The organism is Kitasatospora sp. NA04385 (genome assembly GCF_013364235.1).
Classification (GTDB): domain Bacteria; phylum Actinomycetota; class Actinomycetes; order Streptomycetales; family Streptomycetaceae; genus Kitasatospora.
Genome location: NZ_CP054919.1, coordinates 6,082,352 through 6,099,339 on the forward strand (window position 1 = coordinate 6,082,352; position 16,988 = coordinate 6,099,339).

Here is a 16,988-nt window from a genome sequence, read left to right on the forward strand (position 1 = left end):
ATCGTGGCGGCGACCGTGCTCGACGCGTTCGGGGTCGGCATGTTCGTGCCGCTGTCCTTCCTGTTCTTCGTGCTCACCACCGAACTGACCGTCGCCCAGGTCGGGTTCGGCAGTTCGCTGGCCACCCTGCTGTCGCTGCCGGTCGCTCCGCTGGCCGGCGCGCTGGTCGACCGCTGGGGCGCGCGTACCTCGCTGATCGTCAACAACCTGCTGGCGGCGGCCGGTTACCTCGGCTACCTGCTGGTCGACTCGCTGGTCGGGCTGGTCGCCGCGATGCTGGTGGTGCTCTCCGCGGAACGGCTGTACTTCGCCGCCTGGCCGGGCTTCGTCGCGGACCTGGCCGAGGGCGCCGAACTGGACCGCTGGTACGCGTTCACCACGGCCGGTACCAACGCCGCCGCCGGCCTGGGCGGCGCGGCCGGTGGCCTGCTGCTGGGCACCGGCTGGCCGGGCGCGGCGGTGGCGGTGGTCGCCGTGAACGCGGCCACCAGCGTGGCGGCGGCCGTCCTGCTGCTCGCGCCGGGCGCGCGTCCGCACCCGCGTCCGGACTCGCGTCCGAAGCCGCGTCCGAAGTCGGGTGCCGGGCGTTCGGGACCGCGTCCTGGTCCGCGTGCCGGGCGTTCGAGCGGGAGTTCTGTGCCGCAGGACGCCCCGGGGTGGGGCGTGCTGCTGCGTGAACGGCGGCTGCTGGGGCTGCTGGCGGCGCAGGCCGCGCTCGGGTTCGGCTGGCTGATCCCCACCGTCGTGCTGCCGGTGTACCTGGTGAAGGTGGCCGGGCTGCCGGCCTGGGTGCCGTCCACCGCGCTGACCCTGAACGCCGTGGTGATCGTGCTGGTGCAGTCCGCGACGACCGCCCGGCTGGTGGCCTTCTCCCGTACTAGGGTGGTGGGTTGGGCGTCCGCGCTGATGGCCGGGGCGATCGCCGTGCTGGCGCTCGGCGGAGGGCGGGCCTGGTCGGTGTTCGGCGCGGTGCTGCTGTTCACCGCGGGCCAGGTCCTGGCGGGCCCCGCCTGCACCGCGATAGCGGCGACCGCGGCCCCGGCCGCCGCGCGCGGCCGCTTCCTGGCCCTGGTCAACCTGGCCTGGGCGGTCTCCGCGATCAGCGGCCCGCTGCTGGTCGGCACCCTGATCGAGCACCACGGCACGCTCTTCTGGTCCCTGCTCGCCGCCCTGGTCGCCGCCGGCGGTCTCGGCTTCCGCGCCGTCGGGCGGCGGCCGGGCTCGGGCGGCGACCAGGGGGCCCCGGGCGTCAGTAGGTGAGCAGGCCCGGGTCGGAGAGGGACGGGGCGCCGGTCTCGACGTGGCCGGCCAGGCGGCGGACGAAGTCGGCGCTCCGGTCGGAGGTGACGGTGAGGTCGTACCAGTGGCGGCAGGTGGAGAGGTCGACGGTGAGGATGGCGGTCGCGCCCTTGCGGACGGTGACGGTCCGCGGGGAGCCCGCGTAGGCGTTGGTGACGGTGAGGACGGCATCGGCGCCGGCCGGGTTGGTGAAGGTCAGGACGAGGTTGCCGGTGGCGGCGTCGTGGCGGGCGGTGACCTCGGGGCCCGCGGTCTTGCCGGGGTTGCGGAAGCGGCGCAGGAAACCGTTCGGGCCGAACACGGTGAGGTCGGTGACGCCGCCGGAGTACGCGGTGTTCCAGGCATCGGAGAGGGACTTGCCGGCCTCGGCGGTGTACGTCCACGGGCCGTCGGTGCGGTTCGCCGAGGTGACCAGGAACTGGGCGCCCGCGGCCGGCCCGCCGCTGAACGCGAGGGCGTACTTGCCGGTCGAGACGTCGGCCGAACCGTCCACGTACGGCGCGTACTTGAGCGGACGGGTGGGCTTGGACCCGGCCTCCTGCCGCGGCATGGTGCCGGTCGCGGGCGGGGCCGGGACGTAGTCGGGGTGCCGGTCGTGGTCGGCGGGCAGGTAGCCGGCGGTGGACGGCAGCGCGGCCGGGGCGGTGTTGCTCGCGGTGAAGTCGAAGGCCGAGGTGAGGTCGCCGCAGACGGCGCGCCGCCAGGGCGAGATGTGCGGTTCGGCGACGCCGAAGCGCCGCTCGATGAAGCGGATGATCGAGGTGTGGTCGAAGGTCTCCGAGCAGGTGTAGCCGCCGGTGCTCCACGGCGAGACCACCAGCATCGGCACCCGCTGCCCGAGACCGTACGGTCCGGCCGCGTAACTCGCGTTGCCCGCGAAGTAGTCGGCGCCGGTGGCGACGGTGGACAGGCCCTGGTTGGCGGAGGCGGGCGGGAACGGCGGCACCACGTGGTCGAAGAAGCCGTCGTTCTCGTCGTAGGTGATGAACAGCGCGGTGCGGGCCCAGACGTCCGGGTTCGAGGTGAGCGCGTCCAGCACCTGCGAGACGTACCAGGCGCCGTAGTTGGCGGGCCAGTTGGGATGCTCGGTGTACGCCTCGGGGGCGACGATCCAGGAGACCTGCGGCAGCGTCCCGGCCGCGACGTCGCGCCGCAGCTGGTCGAACAGGCCGTCGCCGGCCTTGGCGTTCGTGCCGGTGCGGGCCTTCTCGTACAGCGCCGAACCGGGCTGCGCGGTGCGGTAGTTGTTGAAGTACAGCAGCGAGTTGTCACCGTAGTTGCCGCGGTGGGCGTCGCTGATCCAGCCCCAGGACCCGGCCGCGTTCAGGCCGTCGCCGACGTCCTGGTAGATCCGCCAGGAGACACCGGCGGCCTCCAGCCGTTCCGGGTAGGTCGTCCAGGAGTAGCCCGCCTCCTGGTTGCCCAGCACCGGCCCGCCGCCGGTCGCGTCGTTGCCGGTGTAGCCCGTCCACAGGTAGTAGCGGTTCGGATCGGTGGAGCCGATGAACGAGCAGTGGTAGGCGTCGCACAGCGTGAACGCGTCGGCCAGCGCGTAGTGGAACGGGATGTCCTGCCGGGTCAGGTACGCCATCGTGGTGGCCGTCTTGGCCGGGACCCACTGGTCGTACTTGCCGCTGTTGAACGCCTTGTGGCCGCCCGCCCAGTCGTGGTTGAGGTCCTGGACGAACTGCATCCCGAGGTCGTTCACCTGCGGCCGGAACGGCAGGATCTCCTTCTTCGCGCTGTTCGCCTGGTACCAGACCGGCTTCCCGCTCGGCAGCGTCACCGGCCGCGGGTCGCCGAAGCCGCGCACGCCCTTCATCGCGCCGAAGTAGTGGTCGAAGGACCGGTTCTCCTGCATCAGCACCACGATGTGCTGCACGTCCTGGATGGTGCCCGTGGTGCCCTGCGGGGCGATTGCGGCGGCTCGCGCGATGCTGGGCGCCAGCGACGAGAACGCCAGGCTCGCGCCCGCCAGTTGGAGGAAACGACGCCGGTTCGGTTCGAACGGTTCAGCAGCCATGGGGGACACGACCTCTACGGATGAGGGGCGGACGGAGGGCGTCCCCCAGGACAGCGCGCCCGGGGTACCGCCCGTCGTCCCGCTCGTGGCCGACCGGCGTACGTCGGGCGAACGCCTTGAGTTGTCCGGACAAGTACGCCCGGTTTGGCCGGAAGTTGTGTGGACAAGGCGGGTTCGGGCTCGGGCGTGGCTCGGTGCGGTGCTGTGCTGTGCGGTGCTGTGTGGTGCGGTGCGGGGTGGCTCGGTGCGGGGTGGCTCGGTGCGGCCGGGTCACCAGTGGCGGGCGGCGGCCAGCAACTGCTCCCGGACGAGGGCCAGGTGCGGGTTCGGGGCGGCCTCCGGGCGGTGCACCAGGTACGCGGTGTTGATCGGCGGGTCCTCCGGCAGCAGTAGCGGGACGAGCGCGCCGGTCGCCAACTCCTCCCGGCACAGGTACCCGGGCAGCACGCTCCAGCCCGCGCCGGCCGCCACCGCCGCCCGCACCGCCCGCAGGTCGGGCATCGTGACGGCGGCCCGGGCGTGCAGCCGACGGCCGAAGACGTGCCGCCAGTAGCGGCGGACGATCGGCAGGTCCTCGGCGTAGCTGACCAGCGGCAGCCGGGGGAGCGCCTCGGCCAGGTCCGCCGGGTCCGCCGGGTCTGCCGGGCCGGTTGGGCTCTGGTCCGGGCCCGGGCCCGGTGCCGAGGTGGGCGGGCGGTCCGGCCAGCCGGGTGCGGCGACCAGGACGAACTCCTCGTCGGCGAGCGGTACGGCGCTCAGCGCCCGGCCGGTCGGGCGGCGGGTGGCGATCACCAAGTCGTGCCGCCCGGACCGGAGTTCGTCCAGCAGCGGATCGGTCAGCCCGGTGGCCACCCGCAGCCGCACCCCGGACGCGACCAGCGGGGCGAGCGCGGGCAGCACCAGCGTGCCGAGCAGCTCCGCCGGCCCGGCCAGGTGCACCGGCTCGGCCGCCGGGCGGTGCTCCGTCGCGTCGGCCAGCCGGTCCAGCGGCTCGGCGACCCGGGCCGCCAGCTCGTCCGCCGCGGGCAGTGCCGCCGCGCCGCGGGCCTGCCGCTCGAACAGCTCCCGCCCGTGGCGCCGCTCCAGCGCGCGGACCTGGGCGGTCACCGTCGATTGGGACAGGCCGAGCCGGCGGGCGGCCGCGGTGAACGAGCCCAGGCGGTACACCGCGAGGAAGGTGCGCAGCTGGTTGAGGTCCGGCCGCTCGGCGGTGGGGTGCGGTCGTTCGGTGGCGAGGTGCGGTCGTTCGGCGGTGGGGCGTGGTCGTTCGGTGGTGGGGCGTGGCGGCTCGGTGGCGGGGTGCGGCGGGGGAGCGTCCATCGGGCGGGCCTCCAGGGGGCTGGTCTCCCGCGGGCCGGCCTCGCCCGGTCGGTCCTCCCCGGGTCGGCCGCCCTCGGGCGGGCTTCTGCCGGGCGAGCGTACCGGCCGGACGGGCGGCCGGAGGCATCGGAGAACCGATCGCTCCCATCGGCTGGCCTATTGGATACCGATGGCTGAGCCGGTCTACGGTCGGGGCACCACCACGACGCAGCCCACCCGGAGGAACCCGAGATGTCGAAGATCCTGTTCGTGATGACCGGCGCCGACCACTGGACGCTCACCGACGGCACCAAGCACCCCACCGGCTACTGGGCCGAGGAGGCCGCCACCCCGTACCGCGCCCTGCACGCCGCCGGCCACCAGATCGTCGTCGCCACCCCCGGCGGCGTCGTCCCGCCCGTCGACCCGGCCAGCCTCGGGCCCGACGCCAACGGCGGCGCCGAGGGAGCCCGCGACATCGCCGACACGCTGGCCGGGATGACCGCGCTCGACCACCCGTTGGCCATCGCCGACGTCGACCTCGACGACTACGACGCCGTCCTCTACCCCGGCGGCCACGGCCCGATGGAGGACCTCGCCCGGGACGCCGACTCCGGCCGCCTGCTCACCCGGGCCCTCGCCTCCGGCAAGCCGCTCGCCGTGGTCTGCCACGGCCCCGCCGCGCTGCTCGCCGCCGTCGACCCCGCCACCGGCCGCAACGCCTTCGCCGGCCGCCGCGTCGCCGCCTTCACCGACGCCGAGGAGACCCTGGCGGGCTTCGCCGACCGCGCCCCCTGGCTCCTCCAGACCCGCCTCGCCGAGGCCGGCCTCACCGTCGACCCCACCGCCCCCTGGACCCCGCACGTCGTCGTCGACGGCAACCTCATCACCGGCCAGAACCCGGCCTCCTCGGCCCCGCTGGCCCAGGAGCTGCTCAAGCAGCTGGGCTGAGACCGGCCCGCGCCGAGTCGGTACACCGTCCGCGGCCGGGCGCCTGCTGTCCGCCGTCGGCAGCCGGTCGGGCAGCTGGGCTGCTCGGGCCGCGCTGCCGAGGCGGAGGCGCTCGGGCCGCGGCGCCCGGCGGTGGCGCGCGGGGCGCGGCGCTCAGGCCGCGGTGATCGGGTGGATGGTCGCGTCCGCCGTCGCGGTGGTGCGGGTGGCAGTGTGGGCGGTGACCAGGTGGCGCAGGGCGCGGTCGGTGGCGGGGTCGGCGGGGGTGAGGGTGAAGAGGTGGTGGGGGCCGGTGGTGAGGATGTCGTAGTGGAGCAGCAGGCGGCCGGCCTCGGGGTGCTGGACGCGCTTGGTGCCGGAGGAGCGCTCCAGGACGGTGTGGTCGTCCCACCAGAGGGTGAACTCGGAGCTGTGGGCGCGCAGTTCGGCGAGAACGGCGGCCAGCCGGGGGTCGTCCGGGTGGCGGGCGGCGGCGGTACGGAGGTGGCCGACCATCTCGCGGGCGACCCGGGCCCAGTCGAGCTGGGTGGCGCGGGTGGCCGGGTCGAGGAAGAGCATCCGGGCGGTGTTGTCGGCCGCGCCGGTGCCGAACGCCGGGCCGAACAGGGCCCGGGCGGCCGCGTTGTGGGCCAGCACGTCCAGTCGGTGGTCGATCAGGTAGGCGGGGAACAGCGGCATCCCGTCCAGGAGTTGGCGCAGCGACGCGCGGATCTCGGGCTGCCGCGGGCCGTCCGCGGGGAGGACGGGGGTCTCCCCGCGGGCGAGCAGGTGCAGGTGCCGGTGCTCGTCCGGGGTGAGGCGCAGCGCCTCGGCGATCGCGTCCAGGACGGCGGTGCCCGGGGTGCCGACCCGGCCCTGCTCCAGGCGGACGTACCACTCCACGCTGACGGCGGCGAGCTGGGCGACCTCCTGGCGGCGCAGCCCCGGGGTGCGGCGGCGCGGTCCGCGCGGCAGCCCGGCCTCCTCGGGCTGCAGGCGGGCGCGCTTCGCCCGGAGGAAGGCGGCCAGTTCGGCCTGTCGGGGCGGTACGCGCTCGGTCATGTTCCCGATCATCGGCGCGGACCGGGCGGGCCGTCCAGCGCCGAGCCTGGTACGCCGAGTGCCACCATCCGGAGGACCTCCCCAAGTGGTGGGCGCAGGACGAGGGTTGGGTCTCGCACACCAGATTCGACGACCGGCTGGGAGATCCGCGCCATGTCACGTTCCGCCCGCACCACTCCTTCCTCTGCTGCCTCTGAGGTTTCTACCGCCTCTGCTGCCTCTGCCGCCGCTGCGACCTCTGCCGCCGCTGCCGTTCTGCGGTCGCGCCCGTCCCGGATCGCGGCCGTCCTGCTGTCCGCCGCCACCGCGTTGACGCTGCTGGGGGCCGGTGATTCGAGCGCCGAGGTGCGCGGGGAGGCGAAGGACTTCGGCCGGATCTCGGTCCGCTCCGGCATTCCGACCGGGGCGCACCGGTTCACCGTGACCAGCCCCGACCTGGCCGGCGGCCGCTTCTCGCCGGAGCACTGGGCCAACTCGTTCGGCTGCGACGGCGGCAACCAGCCGCTGCGGCTGGACTGGCGCGGGGCCCCGGCCGGCACCAAGAGCTTCGCCGTCACCATGTTCGACCCGGACGCGCCGACCGGCTCCGGTTTCTGGCACTGGCTGGTCTGGGACGTACCGGCCGGCACCACCGGCCTGCGGGAGACCCTGCCGGCCGGCGCGGTGGCCGGTGCCAACGCGGCTGGTGCGGAAGGCTACTTGGGCCCCTGCCCGCCGGTCGGCGACCACGCGCACCGCTACCGGATCACCGTCTACGCCCTGGACACCGCGAGTCTGGCGCTGCCCGCCGCCACGCCGCCGACCGTCACCACGTTCACGATGGGCGGCCACGTCATCGGCTACGCGGAGACCACGGCGCTGGCCGCCCGATGAACCGGCCTGCCCCGCACGTCAGTTGAGGGTGACGAGGCGCAGGCCGCCGTCGCTCTCCAGGACGGTGCCGGTGAGGTTGCGGTTGGTCGCGGCGAACGCGACCGCCTCGGCCACGTCCGCCGCGGAGGCGATCCGGCGGACCGGCAACTGGGCGGCGGCCTGGGCGAAGTAGGCCTCCCGGGCCTCCTGCGGCAGGCCGTTCCACCACGGGGTGTCGACCAGGCCGGGGGAGACGGCGTTGATCCGGCGCGGGGCCAACTCCACGGCCAGCGGCCGGATCATCGCCTCCAGCGCCCCGTTCACCGCCGCCAGCCCGGCGGTGCCCGGCATGCCGGTGCGGGCCGAGATCGCGGTGACCAGCGTGACCGATCCGTCCTCGGCCAGGTGCGGCAGCGCGGCCTGCACCGTCGTCAACTGCCCCCAGAACTTGGCCTCGAAGGCGCCGCGCAGGGCGCCGAGGTCGAGTTCGGCGAACGGCCCGGCACCCTCGGCGCCGCTCAGTGCGACCACCAGCCAGTCCAACCTGCCGATGGTGCCCAGGACTTCGGCGATCTGCTCGCGGTCGCCGCCGTCCGCCCGGTGCCCGATCAGCTCCGGGTCGCTCACCGCCAGCGCCTCCAACCGCTCCTTGCTCCGGCCCGCCACGTGCACCACGGCTCCCTTGGCGCGCAGTTGGCGGGCGGTGGCCAGCCCGATCCCCGAGGTGCCGCCGACGACCAGTGCGATGCGCTCACTCATCCGTGCTCTCTCCCCTGTGCGTTCCGTTGTGCATGGCGTTGTGCGAGTCGTCGATCAAGACAGGGCGCCGACTCGCAATTTCGAACCGCGACGTCTCGTCTCGAATTAAGGTAGCGTGGCTTCCGTGATCGAGCAAGCGAACCAGGAGCCGGACGGGCCGGCCGACGAGACGTCAACTCCCGTACGGCCGGGGCGCCGTCGCAGTGAGGAGAGCCGCCGCGCGATCCTCGCCGCCGCGTACGAGCTGCTCGGTGAGGCCGGTTACGCCCGCCTCACCGTCGAGGGCATCGCCGCCCGGGCCGGCACCGGCAAGCAGACCCTCTACCGCTGGTGGCCCGGCAAGGCGGACGTCCTGCTCGAAGCCGTCACCGCGCACGCCCGCCGGAACATCCCGCTGCCCGACACCGGCGACCACGCCGCCGACCTGCACGCCTTCCTCGCCGCCACGTTCGCCGCCGCCACCCCACCCACCACCGACGCGCTGCGCGCACTGATGGCCGAGGCCCAGATCGACCCGGCCTTCGGCGAACGCTTCCAGCACACCCTGCTGCGACCCCGCCGCGAAGCGCTCGGCACCCTGACCGCCCGCGCCCACGCCGCCGGCGCGCTCGCCCCCCACCTCACCCCCGCCACCGCCGTCGACCTCGCCTTCGGCCTCCTCTGGTACCGGCTGCTCGCCACCCGCGAACCCCTCGACGACGGGCTCGCCGAACTCCTCACCCGCACTCTGCTGCGCGCCTGAGCGGGAGGGGCCGAGGTCGGCGGGGGCGGGGCGTCGGGGTCGGGGCCGGGGTCGGCGGGCCCGATCGGTCCCCGCCATTCCCCTGTTCCCCGCTATTCCCCCCTGTTTCCCACCATTTCTCGCTGTTTCCCCCTGTTTCCCGCGGCCTCTCAGGGTTTCCCGCCGTTTCCCCGGATGTCCATCCGGACCCCGCCCGCAAGATCGTCGAACGGCTGAACGAGCATGGCGGGGTGCCAACCGAGACCCCCTCCCGACCGTCCCCGCCGCCCCGACCCGCCCCGACCGGGCTGCGCCGCCTCACCCGCGGTGCCTTCGCCGACCTCACCCCGCTGCGCCAGAGCCCCGACTACCGGCGGCTCTGGTTCGGGCAGACGGTCTCCTCGATCGGCCAGCAGATGACCGCCCTCGCGGTCGGCATCCAGGTCTTCCACCTCACCGGCTCCACCTTCCTCACCGGCCTGGTCGGAATCTGCTCCCTGGTGCCGCTGGTCGTCTTCGGCCTGTACGGCGGCGCCATCGCCGACCGCGTCGACCGCCGCCTGCTCGGCCTGATCGGCTCCGGCGGCCTCGCCGCGGTCTCCGCGCTGCTCGCCGCCCAGGCCCTGCTGGACCTGCGCTCCGTCGTCCTGCTCTACGCCGCCGTCGCGCTCCAGGGCGGCTTCTTCGCGGTCAGCTCGCCCGCCAGGTCCTCGATGATCCCGCGCCTCGTCCCGCAGGAGCAGCTGCCCGCCGCCAACGCCCTCAACACCATCGGCATGAACCTCGGCCAGACCGTCGGCCCGCTGCTCGGCGGCGTCGCCGTCGCCACGTACGGGACGCAGAGCGCGTACCTGGTCGACACCGCGGCCTTCGCCGCCACCCTCTACGCGATGTGGCGCCTGCCCTCGATGCGCCCGCAGAGCACCACCGGCAAGCGCGCCACCGTCCTCGACGGCCTGCGCTTCCTGCGCGGCCAGCCCAACCTCCGCACCTCCTTCGCCGCCGACCTCGCCGCAATGATCTTCGGCCTGCCGCGCGCCCTCTTCCCCGCGATCGCCCTCTCCTTCTACGGCGGCGACGCCGGCACCGTCGGCCTGCTCGCCGCCGCCCCCGCCGTCGGCGCCCTCGCCGGCGGCCTCTTCTCCGGCTGGATCGGCCGCATCCACCGCCACGGCGTCGCCGTCCTCGCCTCCGTCGCCGCCTGGGGCCTGGCCATCGCCGCCTTCGGACTCGTCCGCAACCTCCCGCTCGGCCTGCTCCTGCTCGCCGCGGCGGGCTGCGCCGACACCGTCTCGATGATCTTCCGCAACACGATGATGCAGGTCGCCGCCCCCGACGAGATGCGTGGCCGCCTCCAGGGCGTCTTCATCGTCGTCGTCGCCGGCGGCCCCCGCCTCGGCGACTTCGAATCCGGCACCGTCGCCGCCCTCACCACCCCCGCCCTCTCCATCCTCACCGGCGGCCTCGCCTGCGTGGCCGTCGTCCTCTACCTCGCCGCCCGCCGCCCCGCCTTCCTCCACTACGACGCCCGCCACCCCACCCCCTGACCCCACCCACCCGCCACACCCCCGAAACCTGGCAGCGAGCACCCCCCGACGTGCTGTATTGTTTTCCACGTCGCCGAGAGATCAGCGGCAAGGTCAGAAAGCCAGGAGCTCGCAGGGGCCACCGGCAGACGACCACGGGACGTGGCGCAGCTTGGTAGCGCACTTGACTGGGGGTCAAGGGGTCGCAGGTTCAAATCCTGTCGTCCCGACAGTGATGTCGGAAGGCCGTTGGCTGGGAGAAATCCCAAGTCAGCGGCCTTTTTGCTGATGGCCCAACAGGTGGTTGACGGCCGTGGCGCCGCTGCTTTGTTATCTTGCCAGGGACCAGCCGGGGACCGCAGCCGCCGGCCGCAGGGCCGCCGCAAGCTGCTGCAGCGGCGTCACGCCTGTGTCTTACAGGGTCGCCCTGCTAGGGCGCGTATCTGGTTGTGATCAATTTGCAGGTTCTACCCTCGTGGTGGGCCCTGGTCGGCTAGACCGTGTTGTGTGACACGAGTGCAACTGACGGATGCGGAGTGGGAGTTCATCGAGCCGTACCTGCCAGTCGGTGAGTACAGCCCGTACCCCGAGCGGCTGCGCCGGCAGTTCGAGGGAGTGATCTGGCGGTTTCGGACGGGCGGCCAGTGGCGGGAGGTGCCGGGCGAGTTCGGCGCCTGGTCGACGGTCCACAACCGCTTCCGGCAGTGGCGGGACGCCGGGGTGTTCGATGCTCTGCTGGAGGGCGCGATCGCGGAGGCAGCCAAGCGGGGTGAGGTGGACCTGTCGCTGGTCAGCGTGGACTCCACGACCGTGCGGGCCCACCATGACGCCGCCGGGATGCACCTCGACCCCGACACCCTCGCCGATCTGGAGAAGGCCGCCGAGGAGGCGGAGAAGGCCCGGCAAAAGGGGGCTGCCCGGCGGAACAAGACGGGCAGCACGCCTCAAACGACCCGGGACGGGACGAGCGGCGACGTGCCCGGCGCAGACGCAAACTCCGACTGAAGGCCGCGCTGCTCGGGCGCTCCCGGGGCGGGCAGACCAGCAAAATCCACGTCGCCGGCGAGCGCAGGTGCCGTCCGCTGGCCTTCGCCCTGACCGAAGGCCAGGCCGCCGACAGCCCACAGTTCGTCCCCGTGCTGGAGAGGGTCCGGGTCCGCGGGCCCGTCGGCCGTCCCCGCACTCGGCCCGGCGCGGCCGCCGGAGACAAGGCCTACTCGTCCCGCGGCAACCGTTCCTACCTGCGCAGACGCCGGATCAAGGCCGTCATCCCGGAGAAGGCCGACCAAGCCGCCAACCGGAAGAAGAAGGGCAGCAGGGGTGGCCGGCCCGTCGGCCACGACGCCGGGCTTTACAAGGAACGTAACACCGTCGAGCGCCTGATCAACAAACTGAAGGCCTGGCGAGGCATCGCCACCCGCTACGACAAGACCCCGACAAGCTACCTCGCAGGCCTCCACCTTCGCGGTGCAATGATCTGGATCAAGGACCTCACCAAGGGAACTCCTTGATCACAACAAAATACGTGCCCTAGCCCGGAGGAGGGACCTTGGGCAGTTCGACCAGAGCGCCGATGCTCAGATGCTAGGCGAGCGGGTCTTGAGGTTGCGGCAGTCGATTAGCGTGCTGCAAGCGCAGCGCCGTGCTGCAGGGATGGAGTACCGGATCAGCGCCGATCAGGGATACCGGCCTGTGTCGCTTCGTGATGCCGGTGGCAGAGCTTGAACGCTGCTGGACGGGGTGGCTGCTCCTGCGGCGGCCCCACAGATCGGGACCGTAGCGAAGGTGGCGACGTTCGACTTCGCCCTCCCCGCACCTGCTGCCATCAGCTACGCGTGCGAAGCCAGGCCACCGCCGCCAGGCTAGGAAGGGCAACTTTAATTGGTGTACCCGGAGTCGTCAGCGTCACAAGTCGGCCAGCGCTACACCCCCAACGGCACAGGCCCTTACGGCCCGCTCAGCCTGACCATGGAGACCTCGCGATAGTCAGCTGTCCGTTCACCAGGAAGAGACTTAGCGGCAGCCCGCTGTCGAGTACGGCGAGAACGTCGACCTGGTGCTGGACCTGGATGTATCCCGCGCGGATTGGTCCGACGAAGACGCTGAGCGTCGGCGAGTCGGGGGTCGGCCGCTCCAGGGTGGCTTCGCCTACGGCCGGTTCCCTCCATGAGTCAAGGACAACATCGACGCTGACGGTTCTGCCGCCTATCAGTTCGCCAATCAGATCCCGTGGCTGACGCACGTATTCCAGAAGTTCATCGATCTCCCGCGGCGTGGCTTGGAACAGGGAGAGCCAGCCGTCAATCTGCCAGGCGGACACCCACTCCTTCATGTCTGCGGACGGGATGTGCTGGCTGGCTGCTACGGAACCCATGGCATGGGCGAGGCGGCGCGAGGTTATCCCAGAGGTGAGCAGCTTCAGGGCTTGGGCTGTGTCGACGCCGTGTCGCAAGTACCAGCCGGTCTCAAGGTGGAGTCGGGTGCGGGAACCGAAGTCGGAGAGTTGCGTGTTGACCAGGTGGATCAGCGCACCAAGGGTCCACGACAAGGCGTGCTCGAAGGTGCGACTGATGTTGTCGACAGTCTGTTCCAGTGCCCACACCCGCTCTACGGTCGGCAGCCAGCGCTGTGCGAGTCGAGGGATTGGCAGGCCGGAGGTCCAGTCGGTGATTGCTTGGCTCACTGGTACTTCCAGGGGGCTGCCCCGGTGCTCCCGGTCGGTGAACCTCCAGTTTCCCTCAACCTCGGGCAGACCGAGCAGCGTGTCGAGGACGCGGTGCTCGGCGAGGAAGTCGAGCGTGCGGCGAAGTGGCCACTCGTCCGGTGCCAGTGACCACCCTTCGAAGTCGCCTTCCCACTGTGTCTCGTCATGGTGTGCTGTCAGGGCACGGATCTCAAAGGTGAGCCACCGGGCGAGCTCGTCGAGGTTGCGGGCGGTGAATAGGCTGGTGCCGGTTGTGGCCCAGCGCCTGCGGGTTACAGGGTTGGTCGCGGCGTGAACTGCGGCGACCTTCTCGGCCAGCGATAGCCACCTTGAGCGTACCTGGGGGTCCTCCACGAGCTGGAGTGCGGGGAGGTTCTCGACGGCCTTGAGAGGCGTGATGTCCAAGGCGGGCATCGAGCCGAGGGCGTCCACCGTGAACCACACGTAGGCGGCGAAGTCCGCGACCAGCGTGCCCGCGAGTTTGAGCACCTCGTCAGCGTCGTTTCGGACCCTGTTTTCAGCCTCAGCGAGCTGTTCCAGGACTTGGGCGTCCAGTAGGGCTGAGGTGACGTGTAGCTGGTCATCGCGCGGGGTGAGTCGGTCGAAGTCGGCAGTCGTGGGTGTGACCTGTCGAGTGAGAAGTATCCATCCCTCGCTCTCGCGGCCTGCGCGCCCGGCCCGGCCGACTGCGTTTAGCAGCTCCGCGTCGGTCATCTGCCGTTGTCTTTCGTAGGTACGGAAGTCCCCGTCGATTGAATGATGGACGATGACTGTGCGTACAGGCAGGTTGACGCCGTCGGTCAAGGTGCTGGTGCTGGCGATCGCCAGGAGCTGCCCGGTGCGCAACGCGTCCTCGATCGCCTCTAGGACATCGTCGGGCAGCGCGCCGTGGTGGTAGGCGACGCCCTTGCGTGCGCACGACACCAAGGGGTGTTCCTCCCCTAGGGTTTCGGATAGGTAGACAGCCAAGGGCTCGGCCTCGGCCCGCGCTTCCAGGTGATCGGCTATCGCTCGTGCGGTGTTGCGGGCGTCCTTTCTTGTCGAGACGACCATCAGCACGCTGCCCTTGGTCGTCAGGTAGGCGGCGCCTGCCGCGAACAGTTGGTAGTTCGCGGTGCCGCCTGCGAGCAAGGTGTCCCTGCTCCAGTCCCCTTCGTACGTCTCGGCGAATGATCGTCGCCCGAGCTCCCGGGTGAGCAGCACCGTCGGTTTGGACGCCGTAGTGGGGCGCAGGGCCATCCGCAGGGCCATCGGCACTACAGCTTTGATGCGCCCGCGGGCTCTTTTGGTGGGCTTGCGCTCAGTCCGTTCCACGCGATCTCGCATGTAGTGCGGGGACAGCAATCCGTGCAGGCGCCGCGGTCCACGCCAGGTGTCGCTGAAGAACACCTCCTCCGGCGGGTGGGTCGGGTCCAACCAAGACGCCAGCGCCGCCCGGTTCCCCACGGCTGCGGACAGCAGCACTAGCCGCGGCGCACCCGGGTGAACCTGGCAGAACGCCAGCAGTCCCTCCAGTACAAAGCCTCGTTGGGCTTGCGCCATGTGATGGGCCTCGTCCACCACGATCAGCCCGACGCCGTCGAGGGCCTCCACGGGATCGTGGCGCAGCATGTGCATCAGCCGTTCGGGAGTGAGGATCTCCACGTCGTCGTTGAGATTTCCCAATGTCCTGTCGCTAATGGGGAAGTCCGGCAGATCGGCGGCCAGCCGCCGTCCCAGCAGCCGCAGCCGCCCACGCAGGGCTTGCCGCATCTCGCGGCCGAGGCTACGCATCGGCGACACGTACAGCACCCGGCCGCGGGCTTGCGCCAGATGCGCGCAGATCACCAGCTGTGCCATGAGCGTCTTGCCTGCGCTCGTGGGTACGCTGATGAGGCTACGCGTCGTCGCGGGGTCGACAGGGTTTCCCCGCTCGAGTTCGAGCAGTTTGCGCTGCGGCGGCCACAGCGTGAGCACCGGCGGGCTTGAGAGTGCGAAGGTCCGGGCGACGGCCGGCGGCGTACCTGGTGGCAGTAGCTGGTAGAGGCTGCTGTCAGAGAGGTCCTCACTGAGCTCGAGTAGGTGCGAGGCCACCCAGCGCGCAAGCAAGTCGCCGGTACCAGTCTGCTGCGCCACGACATCCCCGAGTAGTTGCACCGCGGTGTCGAGGTCATTCTGGTCGCCAAATGCGAGGTGCTGATGGAGGTGGTGAACTGCGTTGACGACGGCCTCGGCCGGACCGTACATGGTGCCGGCCAGCGTGTCCGGCCGATCGAAGCGGCGGCCGAGAAGTGCGCGGAGTTGGGCAAGCTGGTGGCGCCAAGCCCGAAGCACCGTGGTGAGTTTGGGGCGATCCATGCCGAGGAAGGCCACGCCCGCCTCGAGAGCGAGGGTTTCGATGTGGTCGGGGAGCTCTGCGTCAGTTGTTACGAGCCGTTCGACTGTGCGGTAGACCGCAGTGGCGTTGGGGTCCTGCTCGCATCGCCGGTAGCCAGCCTGCGCGGCAAATGCGATCTTCAGACGCTCGGTATCGTCGTGCTCACCGGCGAGGGCGAGGTCGAGGACGTGCGCACTGACGGCGAACGCGTGACGGACCTGCGCGGGGTCATAGTCCGCGGCGCCAGGGCTGACTGCGGCAAGGCCGTGGAGGAGCCACGCAGTGTTCAGGACCTCCTCCGGAACACCTGCGCCGGCCCGCACGGCATTGATCTCCAGCTCCGTCAGGAGGGCAAGAAGCTCCGCAGGGGCTGGGAGGATCGCACCGCTGTGATCACCAAGGGCAAGAGTCAGTACCTGAAGGTCTAGAGTGCGTTCCACACATAGCTCCTCACGTCCTTGGAGAAATCACCAAGTTCATCGATTCCGATAATCAGCCCTGCCATCGCGCCGTCGTGCCTGTGCGAGGTGAAGTGCGTGTGAGACAGGTGGAACGCCTGATGCGGGACCGCAGCCTCGTCGAGTGCCACGCTCACCCCCGCGTTGCTGGAAGGGGCTGCCTGCACCCATTGCCGCACTAGGGTGCTGACAAACGCGTGCGAGTCCTTGGAAAGGTGTTTGTCGGCGAACGACATCATCGCCAGGTATTCGGCCCCGCTCGCGCCGAGCTGACGCCACGCGTTCCGGATCGTCGTTCCCACATCGCTCGACTTCGCGGGGTCGGCCGTGAATTTCTTCATCTCCCATAGCCTGAAGGAGAATCCGCCCTCCGCGCCTGTCAGACGGTGAACGACGATCCCGTCACCACCACTGTCCGTCACCGTTCCGCTCGGCGAGTTGATGATTTCGATTGTACGGTCGGCCTCCGGCGGGAGCTCGCGCGTTGTCAAGTACCACAGCCACTCGCCGACATATCCGATGAGAGCGTTGGTCGCCTCCTCTCCCGCCGCCTTGAACACCGGTATGGCAAAGGCGAGCACCTCCGCGCGGTCGTCGCCAGTCAGCTTCGTTCCCGAGAGCGCGGCATGCCGCCACAGGCTGTAGGCCGCCGGTTGATTGCCGGTGCGATCCTTCATGACCGAATCGGCCACGATCCACGCCGCCGCTGCCCGTGCCTCCGCGCTCAAGTCGTCGAAGACGACCAGCTCCCACGGACACACTTGCCCGGTTCCCTTGCTCGAGCGGTCGAACAACGCAGTCAGCCGCCCACCAACAGCATCAGCCCGCCGCTGCGCGTCGTAGGCCGGTATAGAGGCCACTCCAAACTCCTCACGCCCCCTGGGGAGTACATCTTAGGGAGAACATCCGTTCCAGAGCTGTCAGGCATCGGTGGCGGCCTACTCAGGGAGCCGGCAGTCCGTGCATCGACGGCGCGAGGCTGAACGGGCCGTGGATCAA

11 protein-coding genes, 1 tRNA gene and 1 pseudogene are annotated in these 16,988 nt (G+C 71.2%); 7 read left to right on the top strand and 6 right to left on the bottom strand.

Features of this window, described 5'->3' with window-relative positions:
- Window positions 1-3: 3 nt before the first annotated feature.
- On the top strand, window positions 4-1,260 hold the full coding sequence (locus tag HUT16_RS27030) for an MFS transporter (RefSeq protein WP_176190654.1): 1,257 nt from the start codon (window positions 4-6) through the stop codon (window positions 1,258-1,260).
- Here HUT16_RS27030 and HUT16_RS27035 read toward each other — a convergent pair.
- Complete coding sequence (locus tag HUT16_RS27035; protein WP_176190655.1) at window positions 1,250-3,322, bottom strand: phosphocholine-specific phospholipase C; 2,073 nt, start codon at window positions 3,320-3,322, stop codon at window positions 1,250-1,252. The two genes, HUT16_RS27030 and HUT16_RS27035, sit on opposite strands and share 11 nt — an antisense overlap.
- A 270-nt stretch (window positions 3,323-3,592) precedes the next feature.
- Window positions 3,593-4,642, bottom strand: coding sequence for a LysR family transcriptional regulator (locus tag HUT16_RS27040; RefSeq protein ID WP_176190656.1), 1,050 nt, complete (start codon window positions 4,640-4,642; stop codon window positions 3,593-3,595).
- A gap of 231 nt (window positions 4,643-4,873) precedes the next feature.
- Between HUT16_RS27040 and HUT16_RS27045 the strand changes: the two genes are divergently transcribed.
- On the top strand, window positions 4,874-5,572 hold the full coding sequence (locus tag HUT16_RS27045; protein WP_176190657.1) for a type 1 glutamine amidotransferase domain-containing protein: 699 nt from the start codon (window positions 4,874-4,876) through the stop codon (window positions 5,570-5,572).
- A gap of 153 nt (window positions 5,573-5,725) precedes the next feature.
- On the opposite strand, the gene HUT16_RS27050 is transcribed toward HUT16_RS27045, so the two are convergent.
- Complete coding sequence (locus tag HUT16_RS27050) at window positions 5,726-6,613, bottom strand: helix-turn-helix transcriptional regulator (RefSeq protein ID WP_254898005.1); 888 nt, start codon at window positions 6,611-6,613, stop codon at window positions 5,726-5,728.
- Window positions 6,614-6,922: 309 nt separating this feature from the next.
- Between HUT16_RS27050 and HUT16_RS27055 the strand changes: the two genes are divergently transcribed.
- Entirely contained in the window at window positions 6,923-7,486 is a 564-nt protein-coding gene (locus HUT16_RS27055; protein ID WP_254898006.1) for a YbhB/YbcL family Raf kinase inhibitor-like protein, read from the top strand.
- 18 nt (window positions 7,487-7,504) lie between these two features.
- On the opposite strand, the gene HUT16_RS27060 is transcribed toward HUT16_RS27055, so the two are convergent.
- Window positions 7,505-8,224 carry an SDR family oxidoreductase gene (locus HUT16_RS27060; protein ID WP_176190659.1) on the bottom strand — a complete coding sequence of 240 codons (720 nt, stop codon included), beginning with the start codon at window positions 8,222-8,224 and terminating at the stop codon, window positions 7,505-7,507.
- A 124-nt stretch (window positions 8,225-8,348) separates the two neighbouring features.
- Here HUT16_RS27060 and HUT16_RS27065 point away from each other — a divergent pair, with 124 nt between their 5' ends.
- The 4 genes and pseudogenes from HUT16_RS27065 to HUT16_RS27080 all read left to right on the top strand — a co-directional run bounded on the left by HUT16_RS27065 (window position 8,349) and on the right by HUT16_RS27080 (window position 11,982).
- Window positions 8,349-8,966 carry a TetR/AcrR family transcriptional regulator gene (locus HUT16_RS27065; RefSeq protein ID WP_176190660.1) on the top strand — a complete coding sequence of 206 codons (618 nt, stop codon included), beginning with the start codon at window positions 8,349-8,351 and terminating at the stop codon, window positions 8,964-8,966.
- Between the two features lie 230 nt (window positions 8,967-9,196).
- Window positions 9,197-10,492: an MFS transporter gene (locus HUT16_RS27070; RefSeq protein WP_176190661.1), complete on the top strand. Its 1,296-nt coding sequence runs from the start codon at window positions 9,197-9,199 to the stop codon at window positions 10,490-10,492.
- Between the two features lie 135 nt (window positions 10,493-10,627).
- A tRNA-Pro gene (locus HUT16_RS27075) sits at window positions 10,628-10,701 on the top strand.
- A gap of 277 nt (window positions 10,702-10,978) precedes the next feature.
- Window positions 10,979-11,982 (top strand): annotated as a pseudogene (locus HUT16_RS27080) (IS5 family transposase).
- Window positions 11,983-12,428: 446 nt separating this feature from the next.
- Here HUT16_RS27080 and HUT16_RS27085 read toward each other — a convergent pair.
- Both HUT16_RS27085 and HUT16_RS27090 read right to left on the bottom strand, forming a co-directional pair.
- Window positions 12,429-15,971, bottom strand: coding sequence for a DEAD/DEAH box helicase (locus HUT16_RS27085; protein ID WP_176190662.1), 3,543 nt, complete (start codon window positions 15,969-15,971; stop codon window positions 12,429-12,431).
- Entirely contained in the window at window positions 15,956-16,849 is an 894-nt protein-coding gene (locus HUT16_RS27090; RefSeq protein WP_254898007.1) for a hypothetical protein, read from the bottom strand. The genes HUT16_RS27085 and HUT16_RS27090 overlap by 16 nt, the downstream gene beginning before the upstream one ends.
- Between the last annotated feature and the right edge of the window lie 139 nt (window positions 16,850-16,988).